The following is a 25,635-nucleotide window of genomic DNA, read 5'->3' as shown; positions in this document are numbered from 1 at the left end:
GTGCACCGGCGTACGGCTGGGCGCGCCTCGATCCGCTGCTCCGCTCAGTGGTCCGCGCAGCAGGGGGTCGGGTCGGGCATCTCGAACGGGACCAGCACGCCGCCCCGGGCGGGCTGGGTGGTGAGCACGAGTTCACCGTGCTGCCACTGCGGACGCACGAAGTCCCGGGTCTGGATCCGGGTCTCCTGCTCGGCCGGCGACCCACCGAGCACGGCCACCCGGTCGATCGCGCTCCAGGCCAGCAACTCGCCCACCGTGACGGTGCCGACCAGCCGCTCGACCCCGGTGAAGTAGACCGCCCGCCCGGATCGCCGGGTGGCGTGTTCGGCCGCCGCCGCGGTGGCGGCGTCCCGCAGTTCCACCGGCACCTCCGGCAGGATCGCCGACTCCAGCCCAAGACCGCTGAAGCTCAACGCCACGTGCGGGTACGGCTCCCGCACGAGGTGCGTACACGCGGTCAGGTCGGGCAGACTGAGCGGCAGCACGACGTCGCGCAGCCACCGCTCCGCCTCGTGGTCGTCGCGGTGACCGAGGCTGAACCCCCGGTGACCGAGGCTGACGCCCAGGTAGGTCACTTCGGCAGCACCCAGATCGGGTTGGCGTAGAACCAGAGGTCGGCCCACGGGTCGGCGTCGCCGACCACGTCCATCGCCGGACCGAACGGGTCCACCGACGCACCCATCAGACCGGGCGCGGTCCGGTTGCCGTCGGTGCCCCGGATCCGCAGGTAGAACGGCTCGTTCACCTTGCCGAAGTGGTAGCTGAACGACACCCGGCCGTTGTTCTTCGCGCTGACCTCGAACGACTTCGCCACCCGGGTACGCGGGGCGGTGAAGGTGTCGCCGTCGCGTACCGGTCCGGTGACGGCGCCGGTGATGACGTCCACCCGGGCCAGCTTCGGCACGAACTGCGACCAGTTCGGACCGGTCGCCAGGTTGATGTCGATGGTCACCTCGACCTGCTCGCCCCGGCGGACCCGCAGCACGCCGCCGAGCGGGGTGCCGGAGTCGCGGTGCCGGTCGCCGGCCACCCGGGCCCGTACGTCCAGACCCCGGATCAGGCCGCCGTGGTCGACCCAGACCCGGCCGGCGCGCAGGCCGTCCATGACCGCGCGGTAGCTGTCGGTGCTGGCGCCGACGTGGGTCCGGCTGTAGAAGCCCGGCCAGTAGTCGCCAGCGGCGGTGAGCAGCGGACCGCGTACCGGGTCGGCGTGCTTGCCGTCGACGTCGAAGTTGCTGTTCGGGCCGCGCTGCGAGGTGTCCAGGTAGTTCACGTGCGAGTCCGAGTTCGCGCTGATCCACCAGGGCTTGCCCTCGGCGAGCAGGCTGTCCCAGAGGCCGCCGACGGTGGAGGTCATCCAGTCGAAGCCGCCCCAGGTGCGGTAGCTCTCCAGCGGGTAGCCGGGGAACGACTCGGCACCCGGGCTGCTCTCGTAGTAGCCACGGCCACGGCCGGTGCCACCCGGGATGCCGGCGGCCTGGTGGCCGGGGGCACCCTCCATGCCGATCGCCACCGTCGGGTCGGCGTCCCGCCAGGCCCGGATCTCGTGCGGCGAGTCGACGCCCCGGCGGGCCGGGTGGTTGGCGAGGAAGAGGGCGGCGTCGACCCGACGCCGACGTACGGCCTCGGCGAGCCACTTCACGCCCGCGACGGCGAGCGCCTCGTTTGCCGCACCCGGGCCGGAGGTGCCGGTCACCGAGCCGTCGAAGGCGTTCTCGAACTCCTTGAGGACCGCGACCTCGTTGCGTCCGGGGTGGACGAAGACGGTGCCGTGCTCGGCCGCCGGGATGTTCCACTCCATGCCCTGGAAGACCAGCAGGTCCTTGAGCTGCTCGCGGGCCGCGACGATCTCCGGGTTGACCTTGTCAACGCCGATCTTGGCGTGGGCCACGCTGCCGTGGTCGGTGATGACCATCCAGTCCAGGCCGTACGCCTGCGCGTGCCGTGCCTGGTCGATGACCCGGTACTGGGCGTCCGAGCTGTACTGGGTGTGGATGTGGTGGTCTCCGGCGAGCCACTGGAAGCCGCCCGTGCGCTCCCGGTCGTCCTTCGGCTCCGACCCGTGCGCGTGCGCCAGCTCGGGCGTGACCAGCACGGACGCGGCAGCCGCGCCGGCACCGAGCAGGCCCGCGTTACGCAGGAAACCGCGCCGGGACAGGTCCGAAGGGGACAGTTCGGCATCCGGTACGGCCAGGTCGAGCGCGGGCGACAGCTCCGCGCTGTCACCGTGGCTGTGATCGTGACTGTGACCGTGCTCGTGACCGTGGTGCGAGTGGTCGTGACCCATGGGTGACTCCGTTTCGGGCAGGTATGTGGCGTCAATCTGGCGAAGCCCGGGAAACGACGGGTGTCGCGGTCGCGGCAGGGATACGAACATGCGACTGCGACAATGTGTGGATGGGCTGGTCGGTGACCTGGTGTTCCGGCGGGTGACCGTGGGTATAGCCGGGCACGCGACGCGCTGCGGTGCGACACGGTGCGGTGCGACGTGGTGCGGTGTGGTCAGTCGGCGCGGCCTGCGGACCCGACCGGCGCGTCGGCGTGCGAAACCGGCATTCCGGGCCGAGTGGAGGTGGACCCGGCGTACCGTGCCGGGGAGACGCGGAGGTCCGGGTCGTCGCCGGGCGCGGAGCAACCGGAGGTGGGCGGGTGGTCGCCCGAGAGGTTCGACAGACCGACTATCAGGCACGACGTCTGACCATCCCGGTGGACGCGCCCTTCGACGAATTCCGTCGGCGGTACGAGGCCGCCGTACCGGTGCTGGACATCGAGGGGATCGCCGCCATGGTCCAGCGGCGGGCAAGCTGGTCGGAGGTGATCGAGTCGGCGAGCCGGCAGGGGCCGTACGACTTCTTCCGCTTCTGGTCGCTCGACGCACAGCCGCTGATGAGCCTCGCCGGCCCTGACGCCTCCTGCGTCGAGTACCTGATGGGCAACCACACCATCGCCGAGCGGATGTTCCGGCACGACCCGACCGTGCTGGCGTACGTTCCGCTGCACCTCGCGATCGCCGACGACGGTGACGGCACCGTTTTTTCGATCGACCAGCCGAGCCGTACCCTCGGCTCCTACCGGCGACCCGGGATCACCTCGGTCGGGATCGACCTCGACCACAAGCTCGGCCGGCTGTTACAGGCCCTCGACGTGCCGGTGCCACCGGTGCTGACATCCTGACCGCCGCCGGACCAGCAGTCGCTGGTCACGCGATCAGCCCACGGCGGGAGAGGGGCTACGGGATCGGCTCGTGGCGGGAGAGGGGCTACGGGATCAGCTCGCGGTGGGCGCCGGGCTCGGGCTGAGCACCTTGCAGGCTTCCAACGCCGCGCCGGCCTTCGGATCGGAGCCGTCCAGCCCCGGTCCCGGCGTGACGCCGTGGTCGCCGAGGCAGTTGGCGTACGCCGTACCGGGCCCCGCCGCGTTGCCGGGCCGACCGGGGTAGCCCCGACCCGGTCCGCCGCTGGGCAGCGTGGCGGCGCACGACTGCCGGGCCTTCTGCCAGGTTGCCTCGTCCACGCCGGACGGGCGCGGGCCGGCGAAGCCGGAGCCCCGACCACCGCCCGGCCAGCCGGACGCACCCGGCGACGGCTGGCCGGACGGCCTCCCGGAGGGGAACCGGGACGGCCGTCCGGACGGCCAGCCCGACGGTCGACCGGATCCGTCGGGCCGGGGCCGAGCCGACGGCCGCACCGTGGGCAGGTCGTCAGGAACGTCGATGCCCTGTTGACGCAGGCAGTCGGCGTACGCGGCGAAGGCGTCGGCTCGACCGCCCGGCGCCGGGTTCGCCGCGTCCTGATCACTGGCGTCGCCGCCGCCGCAGCCGGACATGAGGATCAGGGCCGCCGATCCGAGTGCCACGGCCAACATCCAGCGTGTCCGCCAGCTCGACACCGCCACCGGAACCTCCCTCGGGGTTGGCGTCCCGGTGTGGAGGGGTGAGAGGGTCCCGGGACGCGCACCCAGACAACCGGCGCCACCTCCGGACCAGATCGGACCGGCCTCGACGCCGGCTGGGAATCGACACCGGCCGGGGATCGACACCGGCCGGGGATCGGTGCCGGCCGGGGATCGGCGTTCGCGCCGGGCGCCGGCACTTTCAGGCAACTCCGAGGTACGGCCGAGTCAACTGGGAGCCGGGTCGACGACACTCGCCGGTCATGGGGATCGGCCTGGGTGCGTCGGGGCGTGCTGCACGCGGCCGGCGGATGTGGTGGTTGTCCGGTGGCGTCGCCGTCGTGCTCGTGCTCTCCGGCTCGGTGACGGCGTACGCGTTGACCGGCGACCGGGCCGAACCGCCCAGCCCGGCGGCGACCGCTCGGGTGGACCGGGGCGACGTGACCCTGGAGATCGCCACCACCGGCAACCTGCGCCCGGCACAGACCCGCAGCCTCGGCTTCGCCGGTGGCGGCACGGTCAGCGAGGTCAGGGTCCGGGCCGGCGACCAGGTGAGTGCCGGTCAGCTCCTGGCCCGGATCGACCCGGCCGACGCCCAGCGGCGGGTCGACTCGGCGCGGGACGCGCTCACCGAGGCCCGGACCGCGCTCGACGCCGCGCGGCAGCGCCAGTCCAGACCGCCGACCACCGGATGTGACGGCGGGGTCGGCACCGGCGGCACCGCTGGCGGGAGCGGCGGTAGCACGGGTGGCACCGTCCAGCCGGGGCGTTCAGGTTCCCCCTCCGCCTCGGCTTCCGGCTCACCGACTGCCTCGGCTTCCGGCTCACCGACCGCCTCGGCGGGGCGGCCCGGTGCCGGCACGCCGGACGGGAGTGCTCAGAGCACCGGGGGCGGCCGTACCTGCTCCGGCGCGGGGGCGTCCGGCGCGGCCGGCGGTACGGATCCCGTACTCCGGGCGCAGCAGCGGGTGACCGGTGCCGAGCTGGACCTGGCCGAGGCGACCGACGTGCTCACCGGGGCCAGCATCACCGCGCCGATCGCCGGCAGGGTGCTCTCCGTGTCCGGCGGGGTGGGGACGAAGGTGGGCGGCGGTGCCACCTTTGTCACCCTCGGCGACGTCGCCGGGATGGAGGTCGCGGCGAGCTGGCCCGAGGCGGACGCCGGTCGGCTGGCGGTCGGGTTGGCCGCGACAATCACCCTCGCCAGTCGGCCGGGGGAGGAGTTCACCGCCAGGGTGACCCAGGTCGACCCGGTCGGCACCGCCGACGGCGCGCTCGTCCGTTACGGTGCGCTGCTCGGCTTCGACCGCGTACCCGCCGACGCGCTGGTCGGACAGAGCGCGAACGCCCGCGTCACGGTGCGGTCGGTGGCCGGTGTGCTGCGGGTCCCGGTGACGGCGGTGCACCTGCCGGCCGCCTCGACCAGCGGGCAAGGTGCCGAAGGCGCCACCGGGCCGTCCGACGGTCAGGTGCGGGTCCGTACCCCGGGCGGCGGCACCGAGCCCCGCCAGGTGACCTTCGGCGTACGGGGTGACCGGTACGTCGAGATCGTTGGCGGCCTCGACGAGGGCGAGGAAGTGCTGCTCGACCGGTGACCCCGCCCGGAGCGGCCGGCACCCAGCCGAACCTGATCCGATTCCCAGCTCTCTCCCAGCGGGCTCGGCTAGAGATGAGCCGACGTGTCAGGGGGAGGAGGGCCGGCGGTGCGCCCATCGGCAGGAGAACAGGCCCGGCGATCGACCAGGGTGCTGGTGGTGGACGACGAGCCGAACATCTGTGCGCTGCTCTCGGCGACCCTACGGTTGATCGACTTCGAGGTGCGGATCGCGTACGGGGGACACGAGGCGCTCGCCGTCGCCGCCGAGTTCGAGCCGGATCTTGTGGTGCTCGACGTGATGATGCCGGACCTGGACGGTTTCCAGGTGGCCCGGAAGTTGCGCACGACCGGCGACGGCCGGGGCGTACCGGTGCTCTTCCTCACCGCCCGCGACGCGGTGGAGGACCGGATCTCCGGGCTCACCGTCGGTGCGGACGACTACGTCAGCAAGCCGTTCAGCCTGGAGGAGGTGGTGCTCCGGATCCGGGCCATCCTCCGCCGCAGCCGGGTCGAGCCGGAAACCGGTGTGCTCAGCTACGCCGACCTGGAGTTGAACGAGGACGCGCACGAGGTGCGTCGCGCCGGACGGCTGGTGGACCTCTCGCCGACCGAGTTCAACCTGTTGCGCTACCTGATGGTGAACGCCGGTCGGGTGGTGAGCAAGGCTCAGATCCTGGACCGGGTCTGGAGCTACGACTTCGGTGGCGACGGCCGGATCGTCGAGTCGTACGTCTACTACCTGCGCAAGAAGATCGATCGTTGGGATCCTCCGCTGATCCACACCGTCCGGGGCGTCGGGTACGCGCTCCGGACGCCCAGAGCGGCCGGCGAATGAGTACGCCTCCCGCTGGCGTCGGTCCGCCCCACCCGTCCGTTCCGCCGGGTGGGTGGGTGCCGCCCTCGGTCGCCGACGTGTCCGGTCGGCCGCCCCTGCCACCGCCCGCCTGGTCGGCGGCACCCCCGGTTGGGCGGTGGCGGCGGCGACTGGCCCGGGTACGCCGCTGGAGTCACTGGACGCTGCGGGCACGGCTGGTGGTGGTGATCGCCGTACTGACCGGGATCGCGCTGATCGTGGCGAACGCGGCCGGACTGGTGCTGTTGCGCTCGTACCTCACCGATCGGGTCGACGAGCAGCTCGCCCGGGCGATTCGCCCGTACGTGGCGGGGTTGCTGCCGGAACACGGCCCGCCGCCGGGCCGGGCCGGGCGCCCGCTGCCACCCGGCCCGGGGCAGGCGGTGGTCATCTACCAGGCGGACCAGAACGTGCTGACCGCGGTCCTCTCCCACGAGGATCTGTCGCCACCTCGGCTGGCCAGCTACGCCGAGCTGGCCCGGCGGGCCGCCAGCGGCGAGCCGTTCACCGTCGACGCGCTCGACTCCGGCAGCGGCTGGCGGGTGCTGGTCGCCCCGACGGCGACCGGCGGGTTGGCCGTGGTGGCGTTCTCGCTGCGCGACGTCGACGCCACCGCCGACGGACTGCTGCTGATCGACGGGGCGGTGACGCTGCTCGTCCTGCTCGTGCTCGGGCTGGTCGCGGCCCTGGTGGTACGGATCGGGCTGCGTCCGTTGACCCGGATGGAACGGATCTCGGCCGAGATCACGGCGGGCGACCTGGCCCGTCGGGTGGAGGACGCCGACCCGCACACCGAGCCGGGCCGCCTGGGTATCGCGCTGAACGTGATGCTCGACCGGATCGGCGCCGAGATGTCCGCCCGTACCGCCTCGGAGCAACGGTTGCGGCAGTTTGTCGCGGACGCCTCGCACGAACTGCGCACCCCGCTCACCTCGATCCGCGGGTTCGCCGAACTCTACCGACGCGGCGGCGCGCCGCCAGGACCGGCGTTGGACGAGACGATGGGTCGGATCGAGGGCGAGGCGGCCCGGATGGGCCTGCTCGTCGAGGAACTGTTGCAACTGGCCCGGCTCGACCAGCACCGGCCGATGCGCCGGGACCCGGTCGACCTGCTGGCGATCGCCGCCGACACGGTCCGGGACGCCCACGCCCGTCGGCCCGACCGTCCGGTGCTGCTGGTGCCGTACGGCCCCGAGGGGACCGGGCTGGAAGCGGTCACCGTGCTCGGCGACGAACACCAGCTCCGGCAGGTGGCGACAAACCTGGTCACGAACGCGTTGCAACACACGCCGCCCGGCGCCGAGATCGTGATCCGGCTCGGCCGGTCGTGCGCGCCCACGGCGACCGACCCGGCGATGGGCGGCCAGCCGATGGGTGGCCAAGCGATGGGTGGCCAAGCGATGGGCGGCCCGGCGCAGGAGTGGGCGCTGTTCGAGGTTGCCGACACCGGCCCGGGGGTCGCGCCGGAGCACGCCGGTCGGATCTTCGAACGGCTCTACCGGGTCGACCCGAGCCGTACCCGCAGCCCGGGGGTCGGCTCGGGGTTGGGGCTGGCGATCGTCGCCGCGATCGTGCAGGGCCACGGTGGTCGGGTCGACCTGTTCACCGAGGTCGGCCGGGGAGCCGCCTTCCGGGTCCTGCTGCCGCTCGTCCCGGACGGTTCGGACGACGCGTCCTCCCAGGCTCCTCCGAGCTGACGCCGGGGCCGTTCCGAGTTGGACGGTCCAGGCTGGCGCGCATGCCGGTGCGACGTCTGGTCACCCTGCGCCGACCGTCGATGCTCGTCAACGCCGTACTCGGGTTGGCGGTTGTCGGCGGTGGGCTCTGGGTCTACACCTCCTTTGTCCGGCCCGATCCGAGTTCGGCGGCGACCGGCGACACGACCCGGACCGTCCCGGTCGGGCAGGGGACCGTCACCGCCACCGTCTCGGCCGCCGGGACCCTGCGCAGTGCCGCCACGGCGAGCGCCAACTTCGGCACCGCCGGTACGGTCAGCGAGATCCGGGTCAGGGTCGGCGACCTGGTGACCAAGGACGCCGTGCTGGCCAAGGTCGACCCGACCGCCGCGAACCGGCAACTCGCCGCGGCGCGGGCCAACCTGGCGGCGGCCGAGGCGGCCCGGGACCGCGCCGAGACGGCCGGTGTCGACCCCACCGACGCCGAGTCCCAGGTCACGACGGCTCAACTCGCGGTGGACGCGGCCCAGGACGCGGTGGACGGCACGGTGCTCAAGGCGCCGATGGCCGGGACGGTGGTGGCCGTCAACGGCAACATCGGCGGTTCGACCGGCGGTACGTCGGGCGCGAGCGGTGCGTCCGGCTCCAACGGCTCCAGCGGTGGATCGGCCAACGGATCGTCGGGTGGTGCGCCCGGCACCTCCGGCGGCAACCAGCAAGGCAGTGCGGGAAGCGGCGGTACGGGAAGCGGCGGTACGGGAAGCGGCGGTACGGGAAGCGGCGGCTCGTCCGGCGGCTCGTCGAACGGCTTTGTCCAACTCGCGGACCTGAGCCGGCTGGAGGTCTCGGCGTCGGTGGCCGAGGCGGACGCGACCAGGCTGAAAATCGGGCAGCCGGTGACCATCGCCTGGAACGCGCTGACCGGCGCGACCGCCACCGGCAAGCTGGCGTCGATCGACCCGAACGCCACCACCAGCAGCAACGTCGTGACGTACGGGGTGGTGTTCACCGTGGACAAGCTGCCGCCGGGGGCACGTCCCGGGCAGACCGTCGAGGCGTCGGTGACGGTCGGACAGGTGGCGGACGCGATCTACGTCAACCCGGCGGCGCTGACCACGGTCGGCAACCGGCACACGGTGACCGTGCTGGTGGACGGGCGGCAGGTGACCAGGTCGGTCGAGGTCGGTCTCACCGGTGACCTGAGCGTGCAGATCACCTCCGGCCTGCAGGTCGGTGAGCTGGTGGTACTGCGCGCCACCGGAACGGGCGGTGGTGGCACCAGCGGCTTCCCGGGCGGGTCCACCGGCGGCGGACGACCGGGTGGCGGCGGGTTCACCGGCGGCGGGGGATTCCCGAGGGGCGCCGGGGGTGGCCGGTGACCGGGTCGGACCGGCCGGTGCTCGACGTACGCCGGCTGACCAAACGGTACGGTCAGGGCGAGGCGACCGTACACGCGTTGCGTGGGGTGTCGCTCGCCGTCGCCGCCGGTGACTACCTGGCGATCATGGGATCGTCCGGCTCGGGCAAGTCGACGCTGATGAACATCCTCGGCTGTCTGGACGTACCGAGCGGCGGGCAGTACCTGCTGGACGGGGTGGATGTCAGCCGGCTCGACGACCGGCAACTCGCCCTGGTCCGCAACCGCCGGATCGGCTTTGTCTTCCAGGCGTTCAACCTGATCGCCCGCACCAGCGCGGTGGCCAACGTGGAGCTGCCGCTGGCGTACGCCGGGGTCAGGCCCGCGCAGCGGCGGCGCCGGGCACTGGAGGCGCTGGACCTGGTCGGCCTCGCCGACCGGGCCGGGCACGAGCCGAACCAGCTCTCCGGCGGCCAGCAGCAGCGGGTGGCGGTCGCCCGGGCACTGGTCACCGAACCGGCGCTGATCCTGGCCGACGAGCCGACCGGCAACCTGGACAGCCGGTCGACCGAGGAGGTGCTGGCCATTTTCGAGCGGTTGAACCGTACCGGCCGCACCATCGTCATGATCACTCACGAGCCGGAGGTGGGGGACCGGGCGAAGCGACTGGTCCGGCTCCTCGACGGCGAGATCGTCAGCGACCAGCGGTCGGAGCCGGTCCGGTGAGCCTCTTCGAGATCCTGCGCTCCGCCGTACGCGCGATCACCGTCAACAAGCTCCGCTCGGCGCTGACCATGCTCGGCGTACTGATCGGGGTTGGTGCGGTGATCCTGCTGGTCGCGGTCGGCAACGGCTCGGCGAAGCAGATCAGCGACCGGATCGCCGCGCTGGGCAGCAACACGCTCACCGTGCAGAGCACCGCGCGTGGCGGCGGCGGTGACGCGCTCACCGTACCGATCGCCCTGGCGCTGCGGGATCCCGTCCTGGCGCCGGACGTCCGTACGGTCGCACCGGTGGTGACCGCCCCGGCCGCGATCACCTATCAGGGTGCCGACCACCAGGTGCCGCAGTTCGTCGGCACCTACCCGGGTTATCTCGGCGCGTCGAACACCCGGGTCGCGAGCGGATCCGCGTTCAGCGACTCGGACCTGGCGGAGGGTCGGCGGGTGGTGCTGATCGGCCAGACCGTCGCGACCGAACTCTTCCCCGGCGTGGACCCGGTCGGCGCGCAGGTGACCGTCGCCGGTGCCCTCTACACGGTGGTCGGGGTGCTCGCCGAGAAGAGCTCGGCGACCGGCTTCCAGGATGCCAACGACGTGGCGTTGGCCCCGCTGACCGCGGTGCAGCAGACGCTGACCGGGTACGGCCCGGTGGGCTCGGTGGTCGTCGAGGCGAGCGGGGCGGACCGGGTGGACGAGGCCGAGGCGCAGATCGCCACGATCCTCGACCAGCGACTCGGGGTCACCGCGGCGGCCGGTGCACGGGCGGCGAACAGGAGTGCGCCGTACCGGATCCAGAACGCCGCCCAACTGTTGCGGACCCAGACCGAGACGGCGGACACCTTCACCGTGCTGCTCGGCGCGGTCGCCGGGATCAGCCTGCTCGTCGGCGGGATCGGCATCACCAACATCATGCTGGTCACGGTGACCGAGCGGACCCGGGAGATCGGCATCCGCAAGGCGCTCGGCGCACCCCGTCGGGTGATCCTCACCCAGTTCCTGGCCGAGGCGACCATGCTCAGCGTGGTCGGTGGCGGGCTCGGGGTGGCCGCCGCCCTGGTCGGCAGCCGCTTCACCATCGTCGGTGTCACCCCGGTCGTGGTACCCAGCTCGATCGCGCTGGCGCTCGGTGTCTCGGTCGCGATCGGACTCTTCTTCGGCTGCGTGCCGGCCAGCCGGGCGGCCGGTCTCCGCCCGATCGACGCCCTCCGCTACGAGTGACCTCGGGGATGCAGTCATGACAAGAGCGCAGCGCTGGGGCCGCCGGTCGCCGGGTGCCCACGGCGTGGTCCGGGACACCACGACGAACCTCCCACCGCCGTCGGATGTCCCACTGTCTCCGGATGCCCCGCCGGCTCCAAACGGGTCGGTTGGTGGCGCGTCCGGGGGTGGCGATCTGGCGGACGAGTTGGCCGTGGTGGCGGGGCGGCGGTGGTGGAACCGGGCCACCGTCTACCTCGCCGCGCTGGTGCTGCTGGTCGGCGGCTTTGTCGGCGGGGTCCAGGCGCAGAAGTCGTACGGCGACCCGTCCGGTGTCGGTCCGGGCGCGACCGGCCGGGGTGGCGAGCGCGGTGCGGGTGGATTCGCCGGCTACTCGGGTGGCCGGCTCGCGAACCGGCCCGGTGACGCCGGTACGGCAGACGGCGCTCCCACTCCCGGTTCCGCCACGGGCGAGGGTGCTGCCGGCTCCGGCGCGGCACAGACCACCACCGGCACGGTGAAGCTGGTGGACGGCGGCACCGTCTACCTGGAGACCCCGGACGGCACCGTGGTCACGGTACGGACCGGCGCCGACACCGCCGTGACGATCGCCCGTGCCGGTTCGCTCGCCACCCTGAAGGCCGGGGACAGCGTCACCGCCACCGGCCCCAACACCGGCGGTACGGTCACCGCCAGCAAGGTCACCGCCGAACCGGGGTGACCGGTCCCGGTGCCCGGTCCGGGTGCCGGACGTGCAGGTGGCCGTCGTTGGGAAAGGGCGGCCGGGCGGGCTCAACCGATCAGGGGTCGGAACGTACCGAGCAGGACGCTGACGCCCAACGCCACCCCGGCCAGTACGGCGGCACCCGCGACCAGTGCGGCGTCGGCGGCGGTGAACCGTTGCCGCCGGGCGGACGTACGTGGCGAACCGCTGTCGAAGCCCCGGGCGTCCATCGCGGTGGCGAGTCGGGTGCCGCGCCGGATCGCCCCGACGAGCAGGGCGAACGCGGTGGCGGCGAAGAGTCGCAGCCGGGCGACCGGGTTGCGTCCGGCGTCCACACCCCGGGCCCGTCGGGCCATGCCGAGCAGTTGCCACTCGGTGGCGAGCAGCGGCAGCATCCGGAACGCGGCGAGCGCGCCGAGCGCGAACCTCGGCGGCGCCTTGGCGTTCTGGACCAGCGCGTCGGCCAGGTCGGTGGGATCGGTGGTGGCGAAGACCAGCAGTCCGGGCAGCGCCACCGCGACCAGTCGCAGCGCCAGCCCGAGCGCGGTGTGCAGCACACCGGTGGTGACGGTGAGCGGCCCGGCGTCGAGCAGCACCGCACCGTCCCGGTCGGCGGCGAACAGGACCATGGTGAGGACCACACCGAACGCGCTGAGCAGCAGCGGCCAGATCCGCCGGAGCAGGGTGGCGTAGCCGATGCCGAACAGCGGCAGCACGGCGAGTTCGATCGCGATGGCGACCGCCGGTGCGACCGGGTCGATCGTGGCGACCAGGGCGAACGAGAAGACCAGGGCGGCGGCGAGTTTGGCGACCGGGTTGCGCCGGGCCAGCGGTGCGGTCGACGTACCGACCGGTCCGGTGACGATCACGAGGCGACTCCGGGCGCGGTGCGGACGCCCGTACCCTCGTGGTCGCCGCCGGCCAGGGTGACCGTCCGGTCGGCGAGCGCGTCGACGAAGTCCGGGTCGTGGGTGACCGTGACGATGCCGTGTCCGGCGTCGCGCAGGTCGGCGAGGAGGTCGACCATCTCGATCCAGGTACGCCGGTCCTGGCCGAAGGTCGGTTCGTCGAGTACGAGCAGCCGGGGTGCGGTGGCCAGGGCCGTGGCCACGCTCAGCCGCCGTGCCTCGCCGCCGGAGAGGGTGTACGGGTTCGCGCCCGCCAGCCGGTCCAGCCGCAGCCGGGCGAGCAGTCGCTCCACCGTGGCCCGTACGGCACCCTCCGGTTGCCCGGTCCGACGCGGGCCGAGGGCGAGTTCGTCGAAGACCGTACGGCTGAGGAACTGGTGTTCCGGGTCCTGGAAGACCGAGCCGATCCGGCGGGTGAGCGCGGCGGCCCGCCACCGGTGCGGAGGTGTCCCGGCATCCGCTCCGGCCAGGGCGGGACTGGCGGTCAGCCGACCGGTGCCGGGCTTGCGCAGCCCGCCGAGGTGCAGCGCCATGGTGGTCTTGCCAGCCCCGTTGCGCCCGAGCACGGCGACCGCCTCACCGGCCCGTACGGTCAGGTCCGTCGGGGCCAGCCGGGGTGGCTGGCCGAGCCGGTCGGCGGTGAGGAGCAGGTCACCGGCGGCGGTGGCGGACGGGCGGGCGGGCACCGGGCGGCCGGGCACCCACACCCCGGCGTCGGCGAGCGCGTCGCCGTGTGCGGCGAAGACCGCCGAGGGGGTGCCGTCGGCGCGGACGCCGCCGCCCGGTTCGAGCACGACCACCCGGTCGACCAGCGGCAGCGCCTCGGCCACCCGGTGTTCGACCAGGATCAGGGTGGTGCCCGGGTCGACCGCCGCGCCGATGGCCGCCCGGACCAGGGCGGCGCCGGCCGGGTCGAGGTTGGCGGTGGGCTCGTCGAGCAGGAGCAGGCCGGGCCGGAGGGCGAGTACGCCGGCCAACGCCAGCCGCTGCTGCTCGCCGCCGGAGAGCGAGGCGGTGGAGCGGTCCCGCCCGTACGGGAAGCCGACCCGGTGCAGGGCCTGGTCGACCCGGGACCAGATCTCGCCGGCCGGTACGCCCCGGTTCTCCAGTCCGAAGGCGACGTCGTCACCGGCCCGGACCATCACGAGCTGGCTCTCCGGGTCCTGGAACAGGATGCCGACCCGGTCCCGCGCCGTACGTGGGTCGTCCCCGTCGACCTCGATCGTCCCCTGCTGCTCACCGGAGTCCTCGGCGAGCAGGCCGGCGAGCGCGGCGAGCAGGGTGCTCTTGCCCGCCCCCGACGCACCGAGCAACAGCACCCGCTCTCCGCGTTCGATCCGCAGGTCGAGGTCGCGTACGGCCCACCGCTTCCGCCCGGCGTGCCGCCAGCCGAACCCCCGCAACACCACCCCGGTCCCCACACCCACCACCTCTTCCGCTCTCCCCCGTAGCAGGCCCTCCGCACAGGCCGCCGGGCTAGACGGTGGCGCGTTCGCGGCCGGCGGGGAAGCGGTCCAGCACGCCGGTCTGGGCCAGCGAGCGGGTCAGGGCGACACTGCCGAGTCCGGCCACCACCAGCGAACTGGCGGCGGTGATCAGCACGTAGGGGAGGCGGAAGCTGCCCCAGGCGGTGTCCGGGTACCAGACGAAGACGTCGTAGATCGCCGCCGCCAGCCCGGCCAGGATCGCGGCGAGCAGGGAGACGGGCAGGCGGTACACCCGGTAGGCGAACGCCGCGAAGGCCAGCTCCGCCGCCAGTGCCTCGACCGGACCCTGGACCACCAGGGTCCAGCCCCAACTGGTGCCGAGCGCCACCGAGACCAGTGCGGCCAGGGTCAGGGTGTAGAAGGCGGCCCCCGGCTTGCGGATCACCAACGCGCCCAGGACCGCCGGCACCAGCCAGACGCCGTAGAGGAACGCGCGGCCCGGCAGCGGGATCGCGTCGGCCGGGCCGTTCCAGAGCAGGCCCCAGGCCCAGAAGATGACGCCGAACGCGACGCTGAGGGTGGACGCGACGACGATGTCGAGTGTGCGCCAGCGGTTGCCGGTGGAGCCTTTCATGTGGTGCCTCCCAGTCCTCGGAACGAACCAGGAGAAGTCGCACGCCTCGGCCGGCGCGATGCCGGACTCCGGCGTGGCCGGAGCATGACCGAACTCCCTGCGCTGGCATTACCCAGATCAGGTTCGAGGGTCTGCGGATGTCATCCCGCACTCTCAGCGCTGTGCGCTCCCCTGTCGGATGTGAAGTTGTTTCGGCGACGCTAGCACCGACCGGCCGCCCGGGACAGCGCCGTATCGATCGAGTGTGGTGGCGGACACCGGTGCTCGGGTTAGGGTGAGCTGCCACATCCCGGCCGAGCGAGGAGAGCAGACCACCGTGACCGCCCCCGACCGCGCGACCGATCGTCGCGCCGAGACGGGTGACGGGATCGACTGGACGATCCCGTCCGCCGGCGACAGCACCGAGGGTCGTCCGGCGAGCCCGGACCGCGCCGGCCCGACCGCCGGTCCCGGCCGTGGACCCACCCCACCCCCACCCCCGGGTACGCCCGAAGCCGACCTCGACCGACCCCGGCCCCGCCTGTTCGGCGACCGGATCGGCTCGGTCGAAGTGCTCGCGGGGCTCTTGATCCTGCTGGTCGTCTTCCGTAACCCGGTGGCCGAGGCGATCTCCAGCCCACGGTTGCAGACCTGGACCACGGTCTTTGTCTCGGTCATGGTGCAGGCGGTGCCGTTCCTCGTCTTCGGGGTGGTGCTCAGCGCGGTGATCGCGGTCTTCGTGCCCCGCTCCTTCTGGGCGAAGGCGTTGCCGAAACATCCCGCGCTGGCGGTGCCGGTGGCGAGCTGCGCCGGGGTGGTCCTGCCCGGCTGCGAATGCGGCGCGGTGCCGATCGCCGGGTCGCTGATCCGCCGGGGCGTCACCCCCGCCGCCGCGCTCGCGTTCCTGCTCGCCGCCCCGGCGATCAACCCGATCGTGCTCACCGCCACCGCCGTCGCCTTCCCGAACAACCCGGAGATGGTGGTGGGTCGCGGCGTCGCCAGCCTGATCGTCGCGATGGTGATGGGTTGGCTCTGGCTGCGGCTCGGCCGGGCGGACTGGATCCGGCTGCCGCACCGCCCCGACCTCGAAGGAGTCTCCAGGAGCCGGGCGTTCTGGTCCGCCGTACGGCACGACGTGGTGCACGCCGGTGGCTTCCTGGTGCTCGGTGCGATGGCCGCGGCCTGCATCAACGTACTGGTGCCGGAGCGGTGGTTGCAGACCCTGGCGGACAACCCGATCCTGTCGGTGCTGGCCCTGGCGGTGCTCGCCGTACTGCTGTCGATCTGTTCGGAGGCGGACGCGTTCGTGGCCGCGTCGCTGTCCCAGTTCTCGCTCACCTCCCGACTGGCGTTTCTGGTCGTCGGGCCGATGGTCGACCTGAAACTGATCTCGATGCAGGCCGGTGTCTTCGGGCGCCGGTTCGCGTTCCGGTTCGCCCCGGCGACGTTCGCGATCGCCATCCTGGTGGCGGTGGGAGTGGGAGCGGTGGTGTTCTGATGAACCGACAGGCACAGGGCGTGGTGTTGCTGCTGCTCGGTGGGGCGGTGCTCAAGGCCAGCTTCACCGACATGTACCTGCGCTACGTCAAGGAGGGGCTGCGGCCGTTCCTGATCGCCTCCGCCGTCCTGCTGATCGTCGCCGCGGTGATGACGCTCCTGCACGACCTCCGCCCGGCCGCCCGCCGCTCCGGCGCCCGCGAGCCGCACGCCGACCACGGCGCGACAGGGCACGCCGACCACGGCGCGACAGGGCACGCCGACCACGGCGCGACAGGGCACGCCGACCACGGCGCGGCGGAGTACGCCGACCACGGGCATGACCACGGCGCGGCGGAGGACGACCACGGACATGACCACGGCGGCAAGGGCCACCACGAGCCCCGGGTCGGCTGGCTGCTCATCCTGCCCGTGCTCGGCCTGCTGCTGGTCGCCCCGCCGGCCCTCGGCTCGTACGCGGCGGACCAGGCCGGCACCGCGCTCGGCAGTCAACCGCTGTCGGACTACCCGCCGTTGCCGGACGGCGACCCGGTGAAGCTTCCGGTGCTCGACTACGCCTCCCGGGCCATCTTCGACAAGGGCGAGTCACTCGGTGACCGTCGGGTGCAGCTCACCGGCTTTGTCGCCACCGGATCGGACGGCGCGCCGATCCTGGCCCGGATGATTCTCTCCTGCTGCGCGGCCGACGGTCGCCCGATCAAACTCGGCCTGACCGGCGAGGCGCCGACCGGGCTGGCCCCGGACACCTGGGTCGAGGTAGTGGGCCGCTACTCCGACCGGATCGGCACCGACCCGGTCAACGACGAGGAGATCCCGTACCTCGACGTGGAGTCGTGGCGCCAGGTCCAGGCACCGAAGCAACCGTACGAGTGAGCCCGTCGGCACCGACCCCGTCCGTCCGGGGCGACGACGGGGGAGAGGGACGACGACGATGACCCTGAGCGCGGAGAACTACCTGGCCCTGGTGACCGAGACCATGGCCCGGGTGGCGGAGGGTGAGCGCGACAACGTACGTCGGTCGGCCGACCTGATCGCCGCCGCGCTGGTCGACGACGGGGTGGTGCACGCCTTCGGCACCGGGCACTCGGAGGCCCTGGCCATGGAGATAGCCGGCCGGGCCGGCGGCCTGGTGCCGACGAACCGGATCTCGCTGCGGGACGTGGTGCTGCGCGGCGGTGAGCCGGCCAGCGTGCTCGGCCCGATGCTGGAGCGGGACCCGGAGGTGGCGCACCGCCTCTACGAACTGGTCCCGGTGCACCCCGCCGACATCTTCGTGCTCGCCTCCAACTCCGGGGTGAACGGCGCCATGGTGGAGTTCGCCACGCTGGTGAAGGAGCGCGGGCACCCGCTGATCGCGATCACCTCACGAGAGCACTCGGACCGGGTCGACTCCCGCCACCCCTCCGGGCGCAAGCTCGCCGACCTCGCCGACGTGGTGCTCGACAACGGTGCCCCGTACGGCGACGCCGCCCTGCCGTTGCCGGACGGGGGAGCGGTGGGGGCGGTCTCCTCGATCACGGCGGCACTGCTCGCCCAGCAGATCGTGGTCGAGGTGGTCCGCCGGCTGCTCGACGCCGGCCGTACCCCACCGGTCTACCTGTCGGCGAACATCCCGGCCGGCGACGAGCACAACCACGCCCTGGAGGCCCACTACGCCGGCCGCATCCGCCGAGGAGCGTAAGGAAGGGCCCCTAGTTATCGGATTTCGTTGTACAGGGGGCCCTTCCTAACCGGAACACGGTTAGGTTCTCCGTCAGCGGGCACTGCGGTGGCATCGGCGCAGCGAGTGTGGCCGGTCGGCGTGCCGAGAGGCGCGGCGGGCGTACGGGAGCCGGCAACCGTTGGAGGACGGAACGATGACAACCACCCCAGACTCGACGTTCGGCCTGGATACCGCCGCACACGTCGGAATCTCCGTTTCCGATCTCGATCGTTCGGTGGCGTTCTACCGCGCGCTGACCGGGCTGGAGCCGGTGGTCGACAACGAGAGCATCCACGGCCGGGGGTTCGCCTACTCGCAGGGGCTGCCCCGGACGAAGCTCCGCTATGCCACCTTCCAGCTCCGCAACCTCGGCATCGACCTGATCGAGTTCGAGGATCCGGTGGGGGACCCGGGGCAGTCCGCCGCGAACCGCCCCGGATCCATCCATCTCTGCTTCCAGGTGGACGATCTCCACTCGGTCCATCAGCGGATGCGCGAGGCCGGGTACGAGTTCCTGGGTGAGCCGTACACCTTCGCCGCCGACGAGGTGACCCCGCCGGACGCGGTCGGCACCGAGGTCGCGTACTTCAACGACCCGGACGGGGCGAACCTGGAACTGATCGCGCCGAAGGGCGGCTTCGCCGGCCAGAAGTGAGTCAACCACGCCAGCAGTGACTGTTTGATCCACGCGCCGCCAGCCGTGGTCACGACACCCGTGACCACGGCTGGCGGCGCATCGATCATGAATTCGATAGTCAGGAATTCGGCGGGGACGATACCAATAGCAAAAGATCGATATCTACGGTCTTGTCGACTGAGTTTGCTGTCACCTAGGCGACCCCACCTAAATATCGATCAGCACCTATTATCGGTCGGGTAAATGCCCGGTGATCTGAACCATCGGGCATGGCTTTCACGGGGAGGCTCCGATCGTGTTCAGTCGTACCCTGCTGTGGATTCCGCGTGCCCGTTGGTTGGCACTCCTCTGTGTCCTGACCCTGGTCGTCACGCTCGCGCCGCCGGCCAAGGTGGCCCGGGCCGAGGCGGCACCCGTCCCGTCGGCCACCCCCGGACCCGGTCCGGTCGACCGGCCGCTGCCCGACTCGGTCCGCCCGGACAAGGAGTTCCCGCCGGACAAGCGCCCGCCGGTGGTGCCGCCGGGCGTACGGGCAGAGGGCGGACCGGTAACACTTTCCGCCGCCGAGTGGGACCGGGTGCCCAAGCCCGGGACCGCCCGCCCGGCCGCCGAGGACGAGATCTTCGGCAACCTGCTGCTCCGGTCCGGCTTCGCGATCGGCGAGACCTCGGTCGTCGCCTACTTCGACGTACGCGGCGAGGAAGAGTCCTGGACCTCCTGGAAGGCGACGCTCTACGACGCCGCCACCCGTACCGAGCAGGCGTCGACCACGCTCGGCAGGGACGAACTGGAGCGGGCGCGGTGCACCGGCCAGCGCCAGTACTGCCGGTCGTTCGGGGATCGGGAAGGCTGGGTGCTCGACCCGACCAAGGACTACTTCGTCACCGCCAGCGCGATCTTCGACGACGGCCGGGAGATCGTCTCCGGCCCCTCGGACAACGCGAGGCCGCGTACCGTCATCGAGCCGCCGGCCATCCCGGCCGGTCAGGCCGCCGGCTGCGGCTGCGGCAACGCGCTCGGCCTGACCGCTGCCGGCCAGGCGGTACGCGGCATCGGCGTGAACACCGCCACCGGCGCCTTCGTCCGGGTCGAGCAGGACCTGGCCATGACCTCGTTCGGCGTACCGTTCGCCTCTTCCCGCACCTATTCCTCGGCGAGCCCGGCCGGCGGTCCGTTCGGGCCGGGCTGGGCCTGGTCCTACGGGATGACTGTCACCGAGTCGGTCGACGGTGTGGTGGTCCGGGCCGAGGACGGCGCCGAGGCGCTCTACCGGCTCGACGGCGAGAGCTACCGGCGCCCGCCGGGTGTCCGGTCGAATCTGCGCCGGGTCGCCGACGGCTGGGAACTGGTCACGCCCTCGCAGATCACCCACCGTTTCGACGCGCAGGGTCGGCTGGTTTCGATCGCGAACGCGCGCGGCATGGGGACGCGGCTCGCGTACACCGCGACCGGGGTGACCGTCACGGACGCCTCCGGGCGCGAGGTGAGGGTCAAGGTGGACGCCGGCCTGATCCGGGAGATCAAGCTGCCGGACGGCCGCCACACGCACTACTACTACACCGGTACGGTGCTGACCTCGGCCAAGGACGCCCGCGGCTTCCACTGGAAGTACACCTACGGGGCCAACGGTCTGCTGACCGAGGTGACCAACCCGCAGCGGATCGTCGAGCTGCGCAACGAGTACGGCGCCGACAACCGGATGGCGCGCCAGACCGACGCGCTCGGCAAGGCGACCACCTTCGAGTGGAAGGCGGCCGAGCAGGAGTCGCTGACCGTCGACCCGGACGGGGTGAGGGTCTACGACGGTTACCGGGGCAACGTGCTGGTCCACACCCAGCGCGGCAACGGTGACACCGAGAACCACCGCTACGACGGCTCGCTCAACCGGCCGCTCGTGGTCAACGGCAAGCACAGTCAGCACGAGGCGACCTACGACGACGCCGGCAACCGGATCTCGCAGACCGCGCCGAGATCGCTCAACTTCGGCACGAAGACGAAGTACGACGCCCGGAACAACCCGACCGAGCACACCGACGCCAACGGCAACGTCTGGACCGACACCTACAACGAGTTCGACGAGCTGGTCGAGAGCGTCGACGCCGAGAAGAACAAGATCACCTACGCGTACGACGAGCGGGGTCTGCTGGTCAGCAAGACCGACCAGCGCGGCAAGGTGACCCGGTACGAGAACCTGCCGGTCGGTGACCACAACTCTGGTCTGCTCAAGGCGATCGTCTCGCCGGAGGGACGCCGCTCCGAGGTCGGCTACGACCGGACCGGCCGGGGCACGTCGTTTGTCGACCCGCGTGGCACGGTACGGCACGTCGACCGGGACGACTACACCACCCGGTACGAGTTCGACGCCCAGGACCGTCCCACCGCCGTGCACCAGCCGGGCAAGCGCGGCGCGACGCGGACCAGTTACGACGAGGTGGGCCGGACCAAGGCGCAGACGACCCAGCTCGACGCGCGCGTGGAATACCGCTACTTCGACAACGGACTGCTCCGTTCGGTCAGCGACTCTCGGCGTACCACCTCGTACACCTACACCGACGCGGGGCGACGCGCTTCGGCCCGGGTGGAGATGAAGCATGAGCCGGACCTGGTCACCACGTACGCGTACAACGCGAAGGGGCTGCTGAACAAGGTCACCTCGCCGCGCGGCAACGTACCCGGGGCGAACCCGGCGGATTTCACCATGACCTACCACTACGACGCCAACGACAACCCGCTTCGGATCGAGCGTCCGTACCCTGGGGGCCGTACGGTCAGTCGGGACATCAGCGTCGATGAGTTGGACCGGACCAGGTCCAAAACCGACGAGCACAACAAGACCTCGCACTTCGACCGGGACAACACCGGCAACGTCACCGCCGTCAGCGACAACCTGGGCCGGACCGCCCGGATGGCGTACGACCGGAACGGGCGCCAGACCTCGATCCAGGACGCCGCCACGAACACCTCCCGGTTCGAGTACGACGAGGCCGGCAACAAGGTCAAGCAGATCGCCGCCACGGGCGGAATCAGCACCTGGGAGTACGACGGCGACGGTCTGCTCGTCGCCGCCACCGAACCGCGCGGCAACGTGGAGGGTGCGGACAAGGAGCGGTTCACCAGCCACCACGAGTACGACCTGGCCGGTAACCGGATCAAGAGCATCGACCCGCTGGACCACGTCACGTCCTACCGCTACGACGCGATCAACCGGCTGGTCTCGGTCACCGACGCGAAGGACCGCACCACGCACTACACGTACCGGGAGGACGACCTTCCCCGTACGGTGCACACCCCGGACAGCCCGTACGACCCGCGCGAGCCCGCCGACCGCTCCACCGTCTACGACTACTACGAGGACGGCCTCCCCTCGTCCGTGCGGGACCCGAACGGCAACCGGACCACCGTGGAGTACGACGAGGCCGGACGGGCGACCCGCAGCACGGACCCGCTCGGCCGGGTCACCGAGGTCAGTTACGACGCCGAGGGCAACCCGGTCTCCACCATCACCCTCGGCGAGCGTGAGCGCCTGTCTCCGCCGGAGCGGGCCCGTCGGACCTCGGTGGACACCTACGACATCGTCGGCCGCCGGGAGGCGCGGACGCTCGGCAGCGAAGGCCCCAGGTACACCTGGGGTTACGACGCCAAGGACCGGATCACCTCGTACGGCGACCCGACCGGCGTACGCACCGTCGTCTACGACGACGAGGACCAGATCGACAAGGTGACCCGTAACGAACCCGCCACCAACCTGGTGGAGGAGTTCGACTACGACTACGACGCGCGGGGCAACATCACCCTGCGCGCCTACCCGGACGGCACCCGGATCACCGCCGACTACGACGGGGACAGCCGGATCACCGCGTTGACCGCCTCCGGTGGCTCGGCCGGCGCGGTCGACTCCACCTGGCGGTTCGGCTACGACGTCGCCGGCCGCCGGACCAGCACCACACTGCCGACGCCGACCGGGCTGATCGAGCAACGCGGGTACGACGACGCCGGCCGCCTGACCAGTATCGGCACCACCCGCGCCCCGGCCCCCGAGCAGTTCACGCTGCCCGTCGCCGAATCGACCGGTGCCGTCGCCGGTGTCGACCGGCCGAAGCCACCGACCGACGTCACCGCGCAGCCGGGCGCCGGACTGGCGGTGGTCTCGTGGAAACCGTCGAAGGAGCACGGGCACGACGACGTGGCCGGCTACACGGTCACCGCCCAACCCGGTGGGAAGTCGGTCACGGTGGGCCCGACCGCCAGCACCGCGATCGTCAACGGGCTGGACGCGGGTGTCGCGTACACCTTCACCGTCACGGCCCACGACCGGTACGGCGCCGGTGCGCCGTCCGTCGCCTCGGCCCCGGTGGTGCCGGTGGCGCTGCCCCAGGACCCGATCTCGGCCTACCAACTCGACCTGGACCAGGTGGGCAACCCGACGAAGGTGGTGACCACCCGGGGCGGGGTCTCGGAGACCGTCGCCTACGCCTACGACAAGGTCGACCGGCTCACCTCGGCCTGCTACGCGGTGGAGTCCTGCGGCGGCAAGACCAAGCCGGTCGGGCGGATCGACTACGAGTACGACCTGGTCGGCAACCGGACCAGCCAGAAGCGGACCGGCAACGCCGGCGACGACACCACCACCTACCAGTACGACGACGCGGACCAGCTCACCAAGCGGGTGATCCGGGAGCCGAAGCACGTCACCACCACCGAGTACGACTACGACCTGAACGGCAACCAGATCCGTTCCGGCACCGACAAGTTCGAGTACAACCTCGACAACTCGTTGGCCAAGGCGACGGTCAGCGGTCGGGTGGCGACATTCGCGTACGACGCGACCGGGTTGAGGCTGACCGCCAGCACCGACCCCGGCGAGCAGGCACAGACGCAGCGCTGGTCGTGGGACGTCAACGGCACGCTGCCGCAGATCGCCGTTGACACGGTGACCAATGCAACCGGGCAGACGGTGGAAAAGCGTGGTTTCACGTACGGCCCGGATGACGAACCGCTGGCACTGCTGGACGGGGCGACCGGGGCGCATTCCTACACCCACGACTGGCTCGGTGGTGTGGCGAACATGCTCTCGCCGACCGGAACGTCGCTGGTCGGCTACGACTACGACCCGTTCGGCAACCCGCGCGCCGGCCCGACCCTGGCCGGACAGGGCGGTCAGGAGCACTCGCCCAGCGGCTGGGGTGGGCAGGGGCCGGGAACCAGGGCGAGCGCCCCGGAGAACCCGATGCAGTTCGCCGGGGGCTACCAGGACTCCAGTTCCGGAAACGGCAACTACTACCTGCGGGCCAGGAACTACAACCCGGAGACCGGCAGGTTCACCTCGACCGACCCGATGCCCCAGGGCGGGGCGGCCACCTCGGCCTACACGTACGGGGACAACAACCCGACCTCGTACGCCGACCCGACCGGGGCGACGCCGGAAGCGGCGGCCACCGCGGCGGGAGAGGCCGGCCCGAGTCCAGAGGAAGTGGCCAAGGCCCAGCAGTTGCAGAGCAAGAGTGTGTTGGACATCGTCCTGGAGGCCGGTGGCCAGATCCTGATGGAGTTCCTCGGGATCAACGACATTCTCAACTGCATCAAGGGTGACCTGGGCGCCTGCGTATCGATGGTGATCGGCGCGTTGCCCTGGGGCAAGATCTTCAAGGCGAAGAAGATCGCCGAAGCCATCTTCCGGGCCGGCAAGGCCGTCGTCACCTTCTTCCAGGAACTCAAGTGGGCCCGCGCCATTCTTCAGGGCGCGGAGCAGGCGGCTCAGGCCGCAAAAGCGGCTGCGGCGAGGGCGGCGGCAGAGGCTGCGGCGAAGGCGGCAGCGGCCAAGGCTGCCGCTGAGACGGCAGCCAGACGAGCCGCCGCAGCCGCAGCGGCCAAGGCAAAAGCAGCGGCGGCGAAGGCCAAGGCCGCGACGAAGAAAAAGCCGGACTGCAAGGACAGCTTCCTCGCCGGCACACCCGTCGTGCTCGCCGACGGCAGCCGCGTGCCGATCGAGCGGGTGCGGCCTGGCGACACCGTGCTCGCCACCGACCCGGGGACCGGCCGAACCGAGGCGCGGCAGGTGACCCACACCATCCGTACCGACGACGACAAGGCGTACGTCGAGGTCACCGTCAAGGGCGAGGACGGCAAGGGGCAGGCGCTCACCACCACCGACCACCATCCGTTCTGGTCGGTGAACCAGGGCCGCTGGGTGGAGGCCGGAGATCTCCAACCCGGGGATCTCCTGCGTACCTCCGCCGGCACCTACGCGCAGGTCGGTGCGGTCCGGCATTACCAGGCAGACCAGGTCACCTACAACCTGACCGTCGACGGCATCCACACGTACTACGTGGTCGCGGGCGACACGTCGGTCCTGGTGCACAACGTCGGCGGCCTGCCGTCCGTGCCAGGGCTCATCGACGTGGGCGTGAGTGGGCCGTCCTGCCCGGTGTCGACCCGCGGTGAGTACTACAACATGAGCACGGCACAGAAAAAGGGAAAGCCCGCCTTGACGTCGGACGAGGTCCAGAACCTGCACGACTACGCGCGAGGTTCGAATGCGTGGTTGGAGGCGAACGGCCCGCAGGTCGTGCAGTCGACCAGGTTGCTCCAGGCGGATATGCGCGCTGCCATCGAGGCGGAGCGGAGGGCCAACCCTGGGAAGTATCCGGCGGGATGGGTGCCGGGCCACATGCCGGACACGGGTGTGACCGGTATGGCGAATCCGCCGTCGTGGTTGCCCTCCCCGTCGAGGGCAAATAGCATCGCTGGCGGCGGCCTCAGTTCTCGGATCGGGAAGACCATTCGAGGCTTCCTCGTCGACGGCGTATACATTACGTGATGTGGTGAGAGGGATGC

Annotated in this window: 19 protein-coding genes and 1 riboswitch; of the genes, 13 read left to right on the top strand and 6 right to left on the bottom strand. The window is 71.6% G+C overall.

What is annotated here, in order from left to right:
- Positions 1-44: 44 nt before the first annotated feature.
- Positions 45-575, bottom strand: coding sequence for a hypothetical protein (locus tag ACI2K4_RS26870; protein ID WP_404515264.1), 531 nt, complete (start codon positions 573-575; stop codon positions 45-47).
- Positions 572-2,287 (bottom strand): PHP domain-containing protein, encoded by a 1,716-nt coding sequence (locus ACI2K4_RS26865; protein WP_404515262.1) that lies wholly within the window; start codon positions 2,285-2,287, stop codon positions 572-574. Before ACI2K4_RS26865 ends, ACI2K4_RS26870 begins: the two co-directional genes overlap by 4 nt.
- 362 nt (positions 2,288-2,649) lie before the next feature.
- Here ACI2K4_RS26865 and ACI2K4_RS26860 point away from each other — a divergent pair, with 362 nt between their 5' ends.
- The gene (locus ACI2K4_RS26860; protein ID WP_404515260.1) at positions 2,650-3,174 is read left to right on the top strand and encodes a hypothetical protein; all 525 of its coding nucleotides are present in this window, start codon (positions 2,650-2,652) and stop codon (positions 3,172-3,174) included.
- Positions 3,175-3,267: 93 nt separating this feature from the next.
- On the opposite strand, the gene ACI2K4_RS26855 is transcribed toward ACI2K4_RS26860, so the two are convergent.
- A complete protein-coding gene (locus tag ACI2K4_RS26855; protein ID WP_404515258.1) occupies positions 3,268-3,894 on the bottom strand; it encodes a hypothetical protein in 627 nt (208 codons plus the stop codon).
- A 260-nt stretch (positions 3,895-4,154) separates the two neighbouring features.
- On the opposite strand from ACI2K4_RS26855, the gene ACI2K4_RS26850 reads away from it, so the two are divergent.
- From ACI2K4_RS26850 to ACI2K4_RS26820, 7 genes are all read left to right on the top strand, one after another.
- Complete coding sequence (locus ACI2K4_RS26850; RefSeq protein ID WP_404515256.1) at positions 4,155-5,486, top strand: efflux RND transporter periplasmic adaptor subunit; 1,332 nt, start codon at positions 4,155-4,157, stop codon at positions 5,484-5,486.
- A 108-nt stretch (positions 5,487-5,594) separates the two neighbouring features.
- Positions 5,595-6,323: a response regulator transcription factor gene (locus tag ACI2K4_RS26845; RefSeq protein WP_404515254.1), complete on the top strand. Its 729-nt coding sequence runs from the start codon at positions 5,595-5,597 to the stop codon at positions 6,321-6,323.
- Positions 6,324-6,379: 56 nt separating this feature from the next.
- Positions 6,380-8,038, top strand: coding sequence for a sensor histidine kinase (locus ACI2K4_RS26840; RefSeq protein WP_404515252.1), 1,659 nt, complete (start codon positions 6,380-6,382; stop codon positions 8,036-8,038).
- A 41-nt stretch (positions 8,039-8,079) separates the two neighbouring features.
- A complete protein-coding gene (locus tag ACI2K4_RS26835; protein ID WP_404515249.1) occupies positions 8,080-9,396 on the top strand; it encodes an efflux RND transporter periplasmic adaptor subunit in 1,317 nt (438 codons plus the stop codon).
- Complete coding sequence (locus ACI2K4_RS26830) at positions 9,393-10,100, top strand: ABC transporter ATP-binding protein (RefSeq protein ID WP_404515247.1); 708 nt, start codon at positions 9,393-9,395, stop codon at positions 10,098-10,100. Before ACI2K4_RS26835 ends, ACI2K4_RS26830 begins: the two co-directional genes overlap by 4 nt.
- Positions 10,097-11,314: an ABC transporter permease gene (locus ACI2K4_RS26825; RefSeq protein ID WP_404515245.1), complete on the top strand. Its 1,218-nt coding sequence runs from the start codon at positions 10,097-10,099 to the stop codon at positions 11,312-11,314. The genes ACI2K4_RS26830 and ACI2K4_RS26825 overlap by 4 nt, the downstream gene beginning before the upstream one ends.
- A gap of 16 nt (positions 11,315-11,330) precedes the next feature.
- Positions 11,331-12,014 carry a hypothetical protein gene (locus ACI2K4_RS26820; protein ID WP_404515243.1) on the top strand — a complete coding sequence of 228 codons (684 nt, stop codon included), beginning with the start codon at positions 11,331-11,333 and terminating at the stop codon, positions 12,012-12,014.
- A gap of 71 nt (positions 12,015-12,085) precedes the next feature.
- Here ACI2K4_RS26820 and ACI2K4_RS26815 read toward each other — a convergent pair whose 3' ends face one another.
- The 3 genes from ACI2K4_RS26815 to ACI2K4_RS26805 are packed head-to-tail and all read right to left on the bottom strand — an operon-like array spanning position 12,086 to position 14,986.
- Entirely contained in the window at positions 12,086-12,886 is an 801-nt protein-coding gene (locus tag ACI2K4_RS26815) for an energy-coupling factor transporter transmembrane component T family protein (protein ID WP_404515241.1), read from the bottom strand.
- Complete coding sequence (locus tag ACI2K4_RS26810; protein ID WP_404515239.1) at positions 12,883-14,346, bottom strand: ABC transporter ATP-binding protein; 1,464 nt, start codon at positions 14,344-14,346, stop codon at positions 12,883-12,885. Before ACI2K4_RS26810 ends, ACI2K4_RS26815 begins: the two co-directional genes overlap by 4 nt.
- Before the next feature lie 55 nt (positions 14,347-14,401).
- Positions 14,402-14,986, bottom strand: a complete 585-nt coding sequence (locus ACI2K4_RS26805) for an ECF transporter S component (RefSeq protein ID WP_404515237.1) — start codon at positions 14,984-14,986, stop codon at positions 14,402-14,404.
- A 76-nt stretch (positions 14,987-15,062) separates the two neighbouring features.
- Positions 15,063-15,169: riboswitch (TPP riboswitch) on the bottom strand.
- A 337-nt stretch (positions 15,170-15,506) separates the two neighbouring features.
- Here ACI2K4_RS26805 and ACI2K4_RS26800 point away from each other — a divergent pair.
- The 5 genes from ACI2K4_RS26800 (at position 15,507) to ACI2K4_RS26780 (ending at position 25,618) form a co-directional block, all read left to right on the top strand.
- Positions 15,507-16,463 (top strand): permease, encoded by a 957-nt coding sequence (locus ACI2K4_RS26800; protein WP_404515396.1) that lies wholly within the window; start codon positions 15,507-15,509, stop codon positions 16,461-16,463.
- A complete protein-coding gene (locus tag ACI2K4_RS26795) occupies positions 16,463-17,335 on the top strand; it encodes a TIGR03943 family putative permease subunit (protein WP_404515235.1) in 873 nt (290 codons plus the stop codon). Before ACI2K4_RS26800 ends, ACI2K4_RS26795 begins: the two co-directional genes overlap by 1 nt.
- Before the next feature lie 58 nt (positions 17,336-17,393).
- A complete protein-coding gene (locus ACI2K4_RS26790; protein WP_404515233.1) occupies positions 17,394-18,143 on the top strand; it encodes a sugar isomerase domain-containing protein in 750 nt (249 codons plus the stop codon).
- 175 nt (positions 18,144-18,318) lie between these two features.
- Complete coding sequence (locus ACI2K4_RS26785) at positions 18,319-18,819, top strand: VOC family protein (protein ID WP_404515231.1); 501 nt, start codon at positions 18,319-18,321, stop codon at positions 18,817-18,819.
- 277 nt (positions 18,820-19,096) lie between these two features.
- Complete coding sequence (locus tag ACI2K4_RS26780; RefSeq protein WP_404515229.1) at positions 19,097-25,618, top strand: polymorphic toxin-type HINT domain-containing protein; 6,522 nt, start codon at positions 19,097-19,099, stop codon at positions 25,616-25,618.
- The last annotated feature ends 17 nt before the right edge of the window (positions 25,619-25,635 follow it).

Origin of the sequence: Micromonospora sp. NPDC050397, assembly GCF_044901685.1 — a bacterium.
Classification (GTDB): domain Bacteria; phylum Actinomycetota; class Actinomycetes; order Mycobacteriales; family Micromonosporaceae; genus Micromonospora_G.
The sequence above is the reverse complement of the archived record's forward strand: the minus strand, read 5'-3'. Positions and strand labels throughout refer to the sequence as shown.

Bases quoted from the DNA above. Each gene is read 5' to 3' on its own strand.
- ACI2K4_RS26865 (WP_404515262.1), bottom strand. From the start codon at position 2,287: ATGGGTCACGACCACTCGCACCACGGTCACGAGCACGGTCACAGTCAC.
- ACI2K4_RS26850 (WP_404515256.1), top strand. From the start codon at position 4,155: ATGGGGATCGGCCTGGGTGCGTCGGGGCGTGCTGCACGCGGCCGGCGG.
- ACI2K4_RS26835 (WP_404515249.1), top strand. From the start codon at position 8,080: ATGCCGGTGCGACGTCTGGTCACCCTGCGCCGACCGTCGATGCTCGTC.
- ACI2K4_RS26820 (WP_404515243.1), top strand. From the start codon at position 11,331: ATGACAAGAGCGCAGCGCTGGGGCCGCCGGTCGCCGGGTGCCCACGGC.
- ACI2K4_RS26805 (WP_404515237.1), bottom strand. From the start codon at position 14,986: ATGAAAGGCTCCACCGGCAACCGCTGGCGCACACTCGACATCGTCGTC.
- ACI2K4_RS26795 (WP_404515235.1), top strand. From the start codon at position 16,463: ATGAACCGACAGGCACAGGGCGTGGTGTTGCTGCTGCTCGGTGGGGCG.
- ACI2K4_RS26790 (WP_404515233.1), top strand. From the start codon at position 17,394: ATGACCCTGAGCGCGGAGAACTACCTGGCCCTGGTGACCGAGACCATG.
- ACI2K4_RS26785 (WP_404515231.1), top strand. From the start codon at position 18,319: ATGACAACCACCCCAGACTCGACGTTCGGCCTGGATACCGCCGCACAC.